Below are 14,212 nucleotides of genomic sequence, written 5' to 3' on the forward strand. Positions count from 1 at the left end.
TAGCGGAGGCGAAGGCGCTAAACGCCGGCGTTAAGTACCACCTAAACGATAATCATCAGTATATTGCGAACGCTACAAGCAAAAAGCCCGCGCCATAAGGCACGGGCTTTGATAGGGAAGCATCCCCGCTACGCAATAAACAATGTTGATCTCAACAAGGTTTATGCCGTAGTTGTTTGATTCATCAGTTCGTTGAAGCTTACTGATTTCTCAACGACTTTCGCTTTAGCAAGTACGGTTTCTACCGCTTGCTCTTCCAGAGCGACGTTACGCATGTTGTTCAGCAGCTCTTTGTTTTTGCTGTAGAACTCGATAACTTCCTGTGGATCTTCGTAAGCAGAAGCCATCTCTTCGATCAGCGCATTAACGCGTGCTTCGTCAGCTTTCAGCTCATTGGTGCTGATAACTTCACCCAGCAACAGACCGATAACAACACGGCGTTTAGCTTGCTCTTCGAACAGCTCACGCGGTAATTCCTGCGCTTGCTTCTCGTTGCCGCCAAAACGCTGTGCAGCCTGACGACGCAGAACGTCGATTTCGCCATCGATCAGTGCAACTGGCACGTCGATTTCGTTGGCGTTGATCAGTCCGTCCAGAACCTGAGTTTTCACACGGTTACGCACCGCGCCTTTCAGCTCACGTTCCATATTTTTACGAACTTCAGCACGCAGACCTTCCTGAGAACCATCAGCCACGCCGAAACGCTTGATGAATTCTTCAGTCAGTTCAGGCAGCTCACGCTCTTCAACTTTCTTCAGGACGATAGCGAACTGAGCCGCTTTTCCTTTCAGGTTTTCAGCGTGGTAATCTTCTGGGAAGTTCACGTCGATAGTGAATTCTTCACCCGCTTTGTGACCAACGATGCCATCTTCAAAGCCTGGGATCATGCGGTTCTGGCCCATTGCCAGAACGAAGTCGGACGCTTTTCCGCCTTCAAAGACTTCACCGTCGATAGAACCAGTGAAATCGATCGTTGCACGATCTTCCGCTGCCGCAGCGCGGTCAGTTTCTTTCCAGGTTGCCTGTTGCTTACGCAGCGTGTCCAGCATGGTATCAACGTCAGCATCAGTCACTTCAACAACCGGTTTTTCAACTTCGATCGCATCCAGACCTTTCAGTTCGATTTCCGGGTACACGTCAAACTCAACAGAGTAAGTGAAGTCGCCGCCTACAGCATATTCGCCAGGGATATAGTTAGGCGCGCCAACCGGATTAATTTTTTCTTTGATGATCGCGTCAACAAAGTTGCGCTGCATCAGGTCACCCAATACGTCCTGACGCACGGAGGCACCATAACGCTGAGCAACAACATTCATCGGCACTTTGCCTTTACGAAAACCGTCAATACGTACTTTTTTGGCCGCGTTGACCAGCTCGCTCTTCACCGCACTCTCAATGATGTCAGCAGCAACGGTAATCGTTACGCGACGTCCCAGACCTTGAGTGGTTTCAACTGAAACTTGCATCTTGTTACCTCAAAAAATCACAGTGATCGGTCAACCCCAAAACTATTCTCGCGACGAAAACTCTCACGACAGCAGGGCTGATTCAGCGCTGGCACCAAGGCGCACAGGCTTAAATAAACCTCGCAGAACCGAGAAATTGCCAACCCCGTCCCTGTAGTCAGAAGCGTCCCGAATACATTCAGGAAAAATAGACGCAGCATTATAGCGATATAGAGGGGATGAGTCGAGAACGGCGGGCAGACTATTACAGCAACGGATTCACACTTTTGTCAGTAACCCGCCCCGATATGTCAGGAACGGGCCATATTAATGACTTAAGAAAGGATGCCAGCGCCACCGCAAGGCGGTGAAGAAGGGACGGCATTTTGCAAGCTGGTCCACTCTTTTGTCGTATACGTATGTAGCGCGAGTGCATGCACCGACCCCGCCAGCTCCGCGGCCAGTACGGCATAGACTGCGCGATGTCGCCCAATCACACGTTCGCCCGTGAATTTATCGCTGACCAACACAACTTTAAAATGACTTTCCGCTCCCGCAGGCACGTTGTGGCGATAGCTCTCATCAGTGACTTCTAAATGAACGGGTTCAAAACCCACACGCAGCTTTTCTTCTATCGTTTCACGCATCATACGACTACCCTTTCGGCTTGGGGAAAATGTGATATCAACGCGACATTGCTGTCATTCACCGATGTCCGAGTCAGTATAACCTTAGCGTTTTTTCAATCTGTTATGCCTAAGAGCGGCATGACAAAGAAGAAAAAAGGGTCACGAAGAGTGGAGATATCATCGGCGGTATTGATGTGATAAAAACGTTTTTCCGGGTCAACGGCATGAAAAAGATGAATTTCAGGACAATTTACCTGCTATCTGCTCTTTTTCCTGCCTGTGGCGATGATATGATATCAACAATATTTGTCAGCTCACCACACTAATCATTACTGAGAAAATACGAATGTTAAAAAAATTATTTTTTCCTCTTCTGGCCGTCGTTCTGCTTGCAGGATGTGCAGCAAAAAGCAACACGCTGAACATCACCCCCAAAATCAGCCTGCCTTCCCAGGACCCGACGCTGATGGGCGTAACGATTAGTATCAATGGTGCAGACCAACGCGCCGATCAGGCTCTGGCGAAAGTGAATCGCGATGGCCAACTGATTACGCTGACGCCTTCTCGCGATCTGCGTTTCCTGTTGCAAGAAGCGCTGGAGAAACAAATGACCGCGCGTGGTTACATGATCGGTACTGGCGGCCCGGTAGCCTTGCAGATCGTGGTTAACCACCTGTACGCCGATGTCTCCGAAGGCAACCTGCGCTACAACATCACCACCAAAGCGGATATCTCCATCATTTCTCAAGCGGCAAATGGCAACAAGCAGGTGAAGAACTACCGTTCAACCTATAACGTTCAGGGCGCGTTTACTGCCAATAATGAGAACATTACCAATGCTGTTAACACGGTGTTAGGCGATGTCATCAACGACATGGCACAAGACACAACAGTAAGTAGCTTTATCAAAGAAAACGCCCGTTAATTTCTGTACGCCGCTTCCCTTGCTCCTGAACGCTCACGGAGCAAGGGAAAGGACTCTTCATGTTTAGTCGCATCATTGCTTTGTTCAGCCAACGTAATTCGCTTTTTATGCTGTTGCTTGGCTTCGCTTCCGGTTTACCACTGGCATTGACCTCCGGCACCTTGCAAGCCTGGATGACCGTCGAGAATGTCGATCTGAAAACCATTGGTTTCTTCTCTTTGGTTGGTCAGGCCTACGTATTCAAGTTCCTGTGGTCCCCGCTGATGGACCGCTACACCCCACCGTTTCTCGGCCGACGCCGCGGCTGGCTGATACTCAGTCAACTTCTGCTGATTGCTGCCATTATTGGTATGGGGTTTATGAACCCAGCTCGCGATCTCTGGTGGCTGGCTGCGCTGGCGGTTCTGGTCGCATTCTGCTCCGCTTCTCAGGATATTGTTTTTGATGCCTATAAGACGGATTTACTTCCCCCAGAAGAACGTGGTACGGGCGCAGCCACCTCGGTATTAGGTTATCGTCTGGCGATGCTGGTTTCTGGTGGACTGGCGTTGTGGATGGCCGATCGCTATTTCGGCTGGCAGGCCACCTATTGGTTAATGGCAGGACTCATGCTGATCGGTGTGTTCGCGACCCTGTTAGCACCGGAGCCACTGAATATCCAGCCAGCGCCGCGCAGCATGGAGCAAGCGATTGTTGCCCCCCTACGCGATTTCTTCGCACGCAACAACGCCTGGCTCATTCTTCTGCTTATCGTGTTATACAAGCTCGGGGACGCCTTTGCGGTCAGCCTGACGACAACCTTCCTGATACGCGGCGTTGGTTTCAATGCGGGTGATGTCGGGCTGGTTAATAAGACGCTTGGACTCTTCGCCACCATCGTGGGAGCCATTTACGGCGGATTATTGATGCAGCGGCTCTCCTTGTTCAGAGCGCTGATGCTGTTTGGTATTCTTCAGGCTGTGTCCAACGCGGGGTACTGGCTGCTGGCTATCACCGCCAAAAATCTGTTCACCATGGCTACCGCTGTTTTTCTGGAAAATCTCTGCGGCGGTATGGGGACAGCAGCATTCGTCGCACTATTGATGACGCTGTGTAATAAGTCGTTCTCAGCCACACAGTTTGCTCTGCTTTCCGCCCTTGCCGCCGTCGGACGGGTTTACGTTGGCCCTATCGCAGGCTGGTTTGTCGAATCCTATGGCTGGGCATGGTTCTACCTGTTCTCGATTTTTGCCGCGTTACCGGGTCTGGCCATCCTGCTGATCTGCCGTGAGACGTTGGAGTTCACCCAGAAAACCGACACCTTTCAGTTACGCACAAACTTCCAGAACTATTACAAGAAAGCCTTATATGTGTTGGCATTGGGTGCGATCGTGCTGGCATTGTGGCTCATGCTGCTGATCAGCAATGTGCTGGAATGGTCCTCACTGCCAGAGGTAGCAGAATACCTGCTCGCCGCAGGCGGCGCACTCGCTCTGCTGGGCATTTTCTTCGGTAGCTTGCTGGATTACCTGTCGCTCAGACGTGCATCAAAACCGTCAACACACTGACGATATTCGTTCAGGCAGCGCCCACATGCTGCCTGAACCTATTACAGTTTTCCTTTATTTAATTATTTTTCCCACAATTATCTTGCTAGCTGGAATTTTATTTCCTCGTAAAAATCCCTCAGAACTAATTTCATTTGTCATCAAAAACGCAGATTGAACAAAAATTTTCACTAAATCGGAAATAGAAAATAAGCGTTATGGTGAGTTGTAATTTCTTATTATCCATCCATACTCTTATCGGGGTAGCCTCTTAATTTGCTGTTTTTCAATACCATTTTTATTTTGGCTATCTTTGTGACATTAAGGGCAAAAAACAGCAACAAACGGCTGACATAACCTTAATCATGTTTACAGTGCAGTAACCTTCCCGTAAAATGCCCGCTCGCGTAAAATGACAATAGAGCCCTTGTTATTGAGGTCGCTAGATGAGACTCAAGAAATACAATACAATTTTTGGGATGCTGTCTTTATTTGCAGCCACTGCTCTGCTGAGCGGTTGCGATATGGCGCTGATGAACCCCAAAGGAGAGATCGGGTTAGAGCAAAGATCGTTAATACTGACTGCCATCGGGCTGATGTTGATCGTTGTGATTCCCGTTATCGTTATGACGATAGCTTTTGCCTGGAAGTTCCGTGCTTCCAATGAAAAGGCAAAATATACCCCGAACTGGTCACACTCCAATAAGATAGAAGCAGTAGTTTGGACTGTACCAATTATCATTATCGTCATTCTTGGCACGATTACCTGGAAGACGACCCACTCGCTTGATCCCTATAAGCCACTGGTGTCAGACGTCAAACCTATCAATGTCGAAGTTGTTTCGCTTGACTGGAAATGGCTGTTTGTTTACCCGGACTTGGGTATCGCGACGGTTAACGAACTGGCTTTCCCTGCCAACGTACCTGTTGCGTTCAAGATTACATCCGACTCCGTGATGAACTCCTTCTTCATCCCTCGTCTTGGTGGACAAATCTATGCCATGGCCGGAATGCAGACGAAGCTCCACCTGATCGCTAACGAACCGGGCAAATATGACGGTATCTCTGGCGGCTATAGTGGTAAAGGCTTCTCTGGTATGAAGTTCACCGCGATTGCTACGCCAACTCAACAAGAGTTCGACCAGTGGGTTGCGAACGTTCGGTCGTCCCCTAAGACACTGAATACCATGGATGAATTCAACGCTTTGGCTAAACCAAGTGAATTCCATCCTGTCGAATACTTCTCCAGTGTCCAGCCGGATTTGTTTAATAATCTTATTCGCAAATTCACAGGCAGCGGCATGAACATGCAACATCATGGTGAAGGCATGAAGCCCGAAGAAAACATGCAACACGGTGAGGGTATGAACATGGGCGAGCATAGCTCGCACAAAGGAGCCGAGGGATAATACGATGTTCGGAAAACTTACACTCGATGCGGTTCCGTATCACGAACCCATTATTATGGTCACCGTGGCGGCGATCATCGTTGGCGGCCTTGCGCTGCTAGCGGCAATAACCTATTTCGGCAAGTGGAAATGGCTGTGGGCCGAATGGTTCACCTCCGTCGACCACAAGAAAATCGGTATCATGTACATCATCGTCGGTCTGGTGATGATGATACGTGGTTTTGCCGATGCCATCATGATGCGTGGCCAGCAGGTGCTGGCCTCTGCCGGGCAAGAAGGCTTCCTAAACGCTCACCACTACGATCAGATTTTCACCGCGCACGGTGTCATAATGATCTTCTTCGTGGCGACACCGTTTGTCGTTGGCCTGATGAACCTTGCGGTTCCTTTGCAGATCGGTGCGCGTGACGTTGCTTTCCCCTTCCTGAACTCCCTTAGCTTCTGGCTGTTTGTTGCGGGCGTTATCTTGATCAACCTCTCTCTTGGGGTCGGTGAGTTCGCGCAGACGGGTTGGGTGGCCTATCCGCCGCTTTCAGGAAAGGAGTACAGTCCCGGCGTCGGGGTCGATTACTGGATATGGAGTCTACAGATATCCGGTATCGGTACTACGCTGACAGGTGTTAACTTCTTCGCCACCATTCTGAAGATGCGCGCACCTGGCATGACGCTGATGAAAATGCCAGTATTTACCTGGACGGCACTGTGTACCAACGTGCTGATCATTGCCGCGTTCCCAATATTGACCGTTACCATTGCGCTGCTGACGCTTGACCGTTACCTCGGCACCCATTTCTTTACCAATGATATGGGTGGCAACATGATGATGTACATCAACCTGATTTGGGCATGGGGTCATCCTGAGGTTTACATTCTGGTGCTGCCGATCTTTGGTGTTTACTCCGAAGTGGTTGCCACCTTCTGTAAAAAACGTCTGTTTGGCTACACCTCACTGGTGTGGGCAACCATTGCGATTACGGTTCTGTCGTTCATCGTTTGGCTGCACCACTTCTTTACCATGGGGTCCGGCGCGAACGTCAACGCCTTCTTCGGTATAGCCACCATGATTATTTCAATCCCAACCGGGGTTAAAATCTTCAACTGGCTGTTCACCATGTATCAAGGCCGTATTCAGTCTCACTCCACGATGCTGTGGACCACGGGCTTCATCATCACCTTTACCATCGGTGGGATGACCGGCGTACTGCTGGCCGTACCGGGCGCAAACTTTGTCCTGCACAACAGCCTGTTCCTGATTGCTCACTTCCATAACGTGATCATCGGCGGCGTGGTGTTTGGTTGCTTCGCGGGTATTACTTACTGGTTCCCGAAAGCCTTTGGTTTCACCCTGAACGAAACCTGGGGTAAACGTGCGTTCTGGTTCTGGATTATTGGCTTCTTCGTTGCCTTCATGCCGCTGTACGTCCTCGGCTTCATGGGGATGACGCGTCGTCTGAGCCAGCAAATCAACCCTGAATTCCACGCCTTGCTGGTTGTTGCATCCATCGGTGCAGTGCTGATCGGTATCGGTGTGCTGTGTCAGGTGATCCAGTTCTACGTCAGTATCCGTGACCGTCACCAGAACCGTGACCTGACGGGCGATCCGTGGGGTGGACGTACGCTGGAGTGGGCAACCTCTTCTCCTGCGCCGTTCTACAACTTCGCTGTCGTGCCGCATGTTGACGAACGTGATGCGTTCTGGGAAGCGAAAGAGAAAGGTGAAGCTTACAAGCGCCCTGCCAGCTATGAAGAGATTCACATGCCGAAGAACACCGGCGCCGGTGTGATTATCTCCGCATTCAGCCTGGTATTCGGTTTTGCCATGATCTGGCATATCTGGTGGCTGGCCATCGCTGGCTTCGCAGGCATGATTGTGACCTGGATTGTGCATAGCTTTAATCAAGACGTGGATTACTACGTGCCGGTTAAAGAAATTGAGCAAATTGAGAATCAGAATTTTGATCAACTCAGTAAGGCAGGCGTGAAACATGTCAACTGAAACTCTGACTAACCACAACACTGCCCATGCCGAGCATGGGCACCACGACACAGGCGCCAATAAAGTATTCGGCTTCTGGGTCTACCTGATGAGCGACCTGATTATTTTCGGGTCACTGTTCGCGACCTATGCGGTACTGGTTAACGGTACTGCGGGTGGCCCAAGCGGGAAAGAGCTTTTCCAACTGCCTTTCGTGCTGGTGGAAACGTTCGCGCTGTTGTTCAGTAGTATTACCTACGGCATGGCGATGATCGCCATGAACAAGGGCAACAAATCTCAGGTTAATACCTGGTTAGGCGTGACCTTCCTGTTCGGTCTGGTGTTTATCGGGATGGAAATCTATGAGTTCCATCATCTGATCGTGGAAGGCTATGGCCCGGATCGCAGCGCGTTCCTGTCAGCCTTCTTCGCACTGGTCGGCACTCACGGGCTCCACGTAACAGGCGGTCTGATCTGGTTGGTCATCATGATGATTCAGGTCTCTAAACGTGGCCTGACTGCAACCAACAAAACGCGTCTGATGTGCCTGAGTCTGTTCTGGCACTTCCTCGACGTGGTATGGATCTGTGTCTTCACCGTTGTTTATCTGCTGGGGGCGATGTAATGAGTCATTCAACAACCGATCATTCAGGTGCCAGCCACGGCAGCGTTAAGTCATACGTAATAGGTTTTGTTCTGTCTGTGATTTTGACAGTGATTCCTTTCAGTATGGTCATGAGCGGCACTGCCTCGCATAACGCCATTCTTTTCACGGTGGTGGGATGTGCAGTGGTTCAAATTCTGGTGCATCTGGTGTACTTCCTGCACCTGAATACGTCCTCAGAAGAGCGCTGGAACGTGGTGGCTCTTGTGTTTGCCGTCCTGATTATCGCTATTGTCGTCGTGGGCTCCATCTGGATTATGATGAGCGCACACCACAATATGATGATCCAGTAACAGAGCCGTAAAAGATGATTAAGCAATACCTGCAAGTTACTAAACCAGGAATTATTTTCGGAAATCTGATTTCCGTTATCGGTGGATTTCTCCTTGCGGCCCAAGGCCGCATTGATTATCCCCTGTTTTTCGCCACCCTCGTGGGTGTGTCGTTAGTCGTTGCATCTGGCTGCGTGTTTAACAACGTCATTGACCGCGATATCGACAAGAAAATGGAGAGAACCAAAAATCGGGTTCTGGTAAAGGGACTGATTTCGCTGAAGGTAACGCTGGTTTACGCATCGCTGTTAGGTATTGCGGGCTTTGCTCTGCTTTACATCGCGGCTAACCCGCTGGCCATGTGGCTGGCGGTGATGGGCTTCGTTGTGTATGTCGGTGTATATAGTCTGTACATGAAGCGGCATTCTGTTTATGGCACGCTGATTGGCAGCCTGTCCGGCGCGGCACCACCGGTTATCGGTTACTGTGCCGTCAGCAACCAGTTCGACGCTGGCGCGTTGATTCTGCTGCTGATCTTTAGCCTGTGGCAGATGCCACACTCATACGCGATTGCGATTTTCCGCTTCAAGGATTATCAGGCCGCCAACATCCCGGTACTGCCTGTTGTGAAAGGCATCTCCGTTGCGAAACACCACATCACGCTCTATATCGTGGCGTTTGCGGTAGCAACATTGATGCTGTCTCTCGGCGGCTATGCTGGCTATAAATATCTGATCGTTGCCGCAGCAGTGAGTGTCTGGTGGTTGGGTATGGCGCTGTCAGGCTATAAAAACGCGATTGATGACCGTGTATGGGCAAGAAAACTGTTTGTTTTCTCCATTGTCGCGATTACATCACTGAGCGTCATGATGTCCGTGGATTCAATGGCACCCGCGCATGAAATCATGTTGACTTACCTGCGTTAATCACAAGTAGCGTTACATACATTAAGAAAAACAGGTGGCTTGTCCGCCTGTTTTTTTATGTCATGTTTTCTGCACGTCCCCTTCGGGCCGTCGCCAGCAATGTTGGAAAATGCACCCTGCGTTTTTTTCTTTTCCCCTCCCCTACTTTCTCCTCCGCCAAATCACGTAACAAACCTATCGTTTACTGTCTGACCAAGAACGCACTAAAATAGTGGCAATTGCTTTTCAGAGGTACACATGAACGATAATAAAATGACCCCTGGCGAATTACGCGCCACATGGGGCTTAGGAGCCGTTTTTTCACTGCGCATGCTTGGCATGTTTATGGTGTTGCCTGTCCTGACAACTTACGGCATGGCCTTACAGGGGGCCAGTGAAGCGCTGATCGGTATTGCCATTGGCATTTATGGCCTGATGCAGGCTATTTTCCAGATTCCCTTCGGCCTGGCCTCTGACCGCATCGGCAGAAAACCCCTGATCGTTGGGGGATTGCTGATTTTTGCTCTCGGCAGCGTCATCGCTGCACTGAGCGACTCTATCTGGGGCATTATCCTTGGCCGGGCACTGCAAGGCGCGGGGGCAATCTCCGCTGCCGTTATGGCGTTGCTTTCCGACCTGACGCGTGAGCAGAACCGAACCAAAGCCATGGCGTTTATCGGCGTGAGCTTCGGCGTCACCTTTGCTATCGCGATGGTCGTTGGGCCTATCGTTACCCATGCCTTCGGTTTACAGGCGCTCTTCTGGGGCATCGCCCTTCTGTCACTCGCAGGTATTGTCATTACCCTGACGCTGATTCCTTCCGCACCTGAGCACGTTCTGAATCGAGAATCGGCGATGGTGCGCGGCAGTTTCCGCAAAGTGCTCAGCAATAGCCGCCTGCTGAAGCTGAACATCGGCATCATGTGTCTGCATATTTTATTGATGTCGAGCTTCGTCGCCCTCCCCCGAGTCATGGAATCCGGAGGGTTAGCACCGCAGGATCACTGGAAAGTCTATCTGACCACGATGCTGATCTCTTTTGCCGGCGTCGTGCCTTTCATCATTTATGCGGAAGTGAAAAGACGAATGAAGCAGGTCTTCATCAGTTGCATCGTGGTGCTGATCGCCGCAGAGGTTGTCTTATGGGCAGCGGGTAACCATCTTTGGCAAATTATCATCGGCGTACAGCTGTTCTTCCTGGCCTTCAACGTCATGGAAGCGCTGCTGCCATCGCTGATTAGCAAGGAATCACCAGCAGGATATAAAGGCACCGCGATGGGTGTTTATTCCACCACGCAGTTTATCGGCGTTGCAATTGGCGGGAGCCTCGGCGGCGGACTGTTTGAGCTTTATGGCGCGTCTGCCGTCTTTATGGCTGGCGCGGCCATTGCGGCCATCTGGCTACTCGTCAGCTTCACCATGCAAGAACCGCCTTATCTCAGCAGCCTGAGAATTACACTGCCTGATTTAGCGCTGCGCGATAGTGAATTGGAACAGAAAATACGTACCCAACCCGGCGTTGCAGAAGTGGTCGTCGTACCGGATGAACAGAGCATCTATGTGAAGATCGACAACAAAAAGACCAATCGGCAGCAGCTAGAACAGCTGGTAGGACAGAACTAAATAGAAAGGCCAGCTTTTGCTGGCCTTTCTGTTCATCGGCGGCTGACTAAAAGTATCAATCGCGGAAGTTGGTAAACTGGAACGGTTGCCCCAGATTCCCGCCGCGAATCAACGCCATCACACCCTGTAAGTCATCACGTGATTTACCGGTGACGCGAACCTGTTCACCCTGAATCTGCGCCTGCACTTTCAGCTTGCTGTCTTTGATCAGCTTGATGATTTGCTTCGCCAGCGTCGTTTCAATACCTTGCTTCAGCTTCGCTTCCACGCTGTACGTTTTTCCGCTGTGTTCCATTTCTTCTGGGATATCCAGCGAACCGCCTTCAATACCGCGCTTAACCAGCTTTTCACGCAGAATATCAACCAGCTGTTGTACCTGAAAATCAGACTCGCTGGCCACTTTGATACTCTGTGATTTCTCATTCAGTTCAAAGCTGGCCGGAACATTACGAAAATCCCAACGGGTGCTCAGATCGCGCGTCGCATTTTCCACCGCGTTACGGACTTCCTGCATATCAATTTCCGAAACAATATCGAAAGATGGCATAATTCGCTCTCCTGACAAATTTGGCTGGCGAGCATAATAACCGCTCTTCTGCGATAAGCAAGATGCCAGACACAATCCCGATTTTTACTCGGCATCCGGCAAACAGGCCGAATAACACAAGATCGTGACATGAATGATAGCCTATCATGGCAGAACGACAGCGCCCGTATCAAATAGGGGAAACGTACATGAAAATCACCGTTCTTGGCTGTGGCGCGCTGGGTCAACTTTGGCTCGCTGCGTTACATCAGCAAGGGCATGATGTCCAGGGATGGCTGCGCATTCCGCAACCGTATTGTCCAGTCAATGTCACCATGTTGGACGGCCAGCACTGTAATCTCAACCTGACAGCGAACGACCACGATCACCTTGCCCAAAGCGAACTTCTGCTGGTGACGCTAAAAGCCTGGCAGGTTTCCGATGCCGTTACCGTGCTGTTGCCGCAGCTCAACCCACAGTGCACGATTCTGCTTTTACATAATGGGATGGGCACGCGGGAAGAATTACCGTCGTTGCAGCAGCCACTGGTGCTCGGTATCACCACCCACGCCGCCCGACGCGACATCAATAACGTCGTACACGTTGCGGCAGGCACAACGCATATTGGCACATTTAACGGTGACAGCAGCCAAAGCCATTTAGCTGAGGTGCTGCATCAGGCCTTGCCTGATGTGGCCTGGCACACCAACATTAGCGCCACCTGCTGGCTGAAGCTGGCGGCTAACTGCGTCATCAATCCGCTGACGGTGAAATATCACTGCACTAATGGCGAGCTTTCTGCCTATCCAGAACTGATTGTGTCACTTTGTCAGGAGGTGGCCAGCGTCATGGAACGGGAAGGCTTCCATACATCGGGAGATAGTCTGCTGCTTTACGTGAATCAAGTTATTCAGAACACGGCGGCAAACACCTCATCGATGTTGCAGGACATCATCGCTCAGCGGCATACCGAAATTGATTACATTACCGGGTATTTACTGCACCGAGCGCGCCTCCACGGCCTGATGCTCCCCGAAAATGCTCGTCTGTTTGACTACATTAAGCAAAAGGAAAATGATTATGACCGCATCGGCACTGGTGTGTCTGGCACCTGGTAGTGAAGAAACTGAAGCCGTCACGACCATCGATTTGCTTGTCCGGGCAGGTATTCAGGTCACGCTTGCCAGCGTAGCCAGCGATGGCAATCTTGAAATCGTCTGCTCACGTGGGGTAAGGCTACTAGCGGATGCCCCACTGGCTACCGTCGCCGATCGGCCTTTCGATGTGCTGGTATTACCGGGTGGGCTGCAAGGTGCGGAGTGCTTCCGCGATAGCCCAATACTGGTGGAATGCATTCGACAAGCGCATCTGGAAGGGAAAATTGTCGCTGCGATGTGTGCAACGCCTGCGCTGGTGCTGGAATATCATCAGCTGTTCCCCGTCGGAAACATGACGGGCTATCCGGCGTTTAAGGATAAGATTGCGCCAGAAAAATGGATGGAAAAGCGTGTCGTCTACGATCCGCGCGTAAATCTGTTAACCACACAAGGGCCAGGTACCAGCATGGATTTCGCCTTGAAGATTATTGATTTGCTGCTGGGAAAAGAAAAAGCCGCCGAAGTCGCCGCACAGCTCATCCTGCCGCCGGGAATTCATAACTATCGCGATTAGCGTAGATGAAAAAGGCGCTTGCACGTGTTAGATACGGCGATAAATCTATTTAAGGAACGAAAACAGTGATAATGGGATAGAAGAGTAAAGCGTCCGCGACAGGGATGTCGCGGCTCGAGCGTACAGCTACCGTCTTGAGCGTCAAGCTGCTGTAGCGTAATTCTCGTCATACTTTTGCTGTTTCATCACAACACCGTAGCAGATGTGTACCAGCTTTCTCATCACCCCACCCAGCGCTGACATCTTCGCTTTTCCCGCCGCCAGAAGGCGGTCATAAAACTGTTTGAGTAGAGGGTTGTGTTTGACGGCAACTATTGCAGCCATAAAGAGTTTGGCTCTCACTTCTGGAGGACCATTCTTTGAGAGTCTTGTTCTGCCGCGGACAGAGCTTCCTGAGCGTTTTTCCTTAGGTACAACTCCCACCCAGGATGCTGCCTGTTCTGCACTGATGAAGTGATTTCCCCTCAGGACTACCAGCATTGTACTCCCGACTGCTGACCCTATCCCTTTTATCGACGTCAGATATTCCATATCCCGTTTCAGCTCAGGGTGTTTATCGATATGGTTATCAATCAGCGCTTGTACCACCTGCAGTTCGTTGTTCAGCACTTGAAGTATCTTTCTGACAGAGGCTTCAACCAG

14 protein-coding genes are annotated in these 14,212 nt (G+C 50.7%); 10 read left to right on the forward strand and 4 right to left on the reverse strand.

The genetic code is table 11. The annotated features are described in order from the left end of the window. Window positions 1-161: 161 nt before the first annotated feature. Together tig and bolA are read right to left on the reverse strand one after the other, a co-directional pair. Window positions 162-1,466, reverse strand: a complete 1,305-nt coding sequence (gene tig / locus Q3A88_RS06335) for a trigger factor (RefSeq protein WP_010304174.1) — start codon at window positions 1,464-1,466, stop codon at window positions 162-164. 314 nt (window positions 1,467-1,780) lie between these two features. Further along, window positions 1,781-2,095 carry a transcriptional regulator BolA gene (gene bolA, locus Q3A88_RS06340; RefSeq protein WP_039529541.1) on the reverse strand — a complete coding sequence of 105 codons (315 nt, stop codon included), beginning with the start codon at window positions 2,093-2,095 and terminating at the stop codon, window positions 1,781-1,783. Between the two features lie 325 nt (window positions 2,096-2,420). On the opposite strand from bolA, the gene Q3A88_RS06345 reads away from it, so the two are divergent. The 8 genes from Q3A88_RS06345 to Q3A88_RS06380 all read left to right on the forward strand — a co-directional run bounded on the left by Q3A88_RS06345 (window position 2,421) and on the right by Q3A88_RS06380 (window position 11,373). Next, window positions 2,421-2,999, forward strand: coding sequence for a lipoprotein (locus Q3A88_RS06345; protein WP_317177600.1), 579 nt, complete (start codon window positions 2,421-2,423; stop codon window positions 2,997-2,999). Window positions 3,000-3,058: 59 nt separating this feature from the next. Beyond that, entirely contained in the window at window positions 3,059-4,546 is a 1,488-nt protein-coding gene (ampG, locus tag Q3A88_RS06350) for a muropeptide MFS transporter AmpG (protein ID WP_317177601.1), read from the forward strand. A gap of 425 nt (window positions 4,547-4,971) precedes the next feature. Beyond that, entirely contained in the window at window positions 4,972-5,934 is a 963-nt protein-coding gene (gene cyoA / locus Q3A88_RS06355; RefSeq protein WP_014914526.1) for a cytochrome o ubiquinol oxidase subunit II, read from the forward strand. 4 nt (window positions 5,935-5,938) lie between these two features. Further along, a complete protein-coding gene (gene cyoB / locus Q3A88_RS06360) occupies window positions 5,939-7,930 on the forward strand; it encodes a cytochrome o ubiquinol oxidase subunit I (protein ID WP_119873853.1) in 1,992 nt (663 codons plus the stop codon). Next, window positions 7,920-8,534 carry a cytochrome o ubiquinol oxidase subunit III gene (locus Q3A88_RS06365; protein WP_014914524.1) on the forward strand — a complete coding sequence of 205 codons (615 nt, stop codon included), beginning with the start codon at window positions 7,920-7,922 and terminating at the stop codon, window positions 8,532-8,534. Before cyoB ends, Q3A88_RS06365 begins: the two co-directional genes overlap by 11 nt. Beyond that, window positions 8,534-8,866, forward strand: coding sequence for a cytochrome o ubiquinol oxidase subunit IV (locus Q3A88_RS06370; protein ID WP_015839339.1), 333 nt, complete (start codon window positions 8,534-8,536; stop codon window positions 8,864-8,866). Before Q3A88_RS06365 ends, Q3A88_RS06370 begins: the two co-directional genes overlap by 1 nt. Window positions 8,867-8,880: 14 nt before the next feature. Beyond that, entirely contained in the window at window positions 8,881-9,771 is an 891-nt protein-coding gene (gene cyoE / locus Q3A88_RS06375; protein WP_010282097.1) for a heme o synthase, read from the forward strand. Between the two features lie 237 nt (window positions 9,772-10,008). Further along, window positions 10,009-11,373 carry an MFS transporter gene (locus tag Q3A88_RS06380; RefSeq protein WP_110163788.1) on the forward strand — a complete coding sequence of 455 codons (1,365 nt, stop codon included), beginning with the start codon at window positions 10,009-10,011 and terminating at the stop codon, window positions 11,371-11,373. A gap of 55 nt (window positions 11,374-11,428) precedes the next feature. Here Q3A88_RS06380 and Q3A88_RS06385 read toward each other — a convergent pair whose 3' ends face one another. Beyond that, entirely contained in the window at window positions 11,429-11,920 is a 492-nt protein-coding gene (locus Q3A88_RS06385) for a YajQ family cyclic di-GMP-binding protein (RefSeq protein ID WP_014914521.1), read from the reverse strand. 188 nt (window positions 11,921-12,108) lie between these two features. Here Q3A88_RS06385 and panE point away from each other — a divergent pair, with 188 nt between their 5' ends. Next, window positions 12,109-13,017 (forward strand): 2-dehydropantoate 2-reductase, encoded by a 909-nt coding sequence (panE, locus tag Q3A88_RS06390; RefSeq protein WP_317177602.1) that lies wholly within the window; start codon window positions 12,109-12,111, stop codon window positions 13,015-13,017. Beyond that, window positions 12,980-13,570 carry a protein deglycase YajL gene (gene yajL, locus Q3A88_RS06395; RefSeq protein ID WP_010282087.1) on the forward strand — a complete coding sequence of 197 codons (591 nt, stop codon included), beginning with the start codon at window positions 12,980-12,982 and terminating at the stop codon, window positions 13,568-13,570. Before panE ends, yajL begins: the two co-directional genes overlap by 38 nt. 141 nt (window positions 13,571-13,711) lie before the next feature. On the opposite strand, the gene Q3A88_RS06400 is transcribed toward yajL, so the two are convergent. Then, window positions 13,712-14,212, reverse strand: a 501-nt coding sequence (locus tag Q3A88_RS06400; protein WP_226302583.1) for a transposase, incomplete at its 5' end; no start/stop codon positions are given.

The organism is Pectobacterium sp. HCp5_1 (assembly GCF_032905925.1).
GTDB classification, from domain to species: Bacteria; Pseudomonadota; Gammaproteobacteria; order Enterobacterales; family Enterobacteriaceae; genus Pectobacterium; species Pectobacterium brasiliense_A.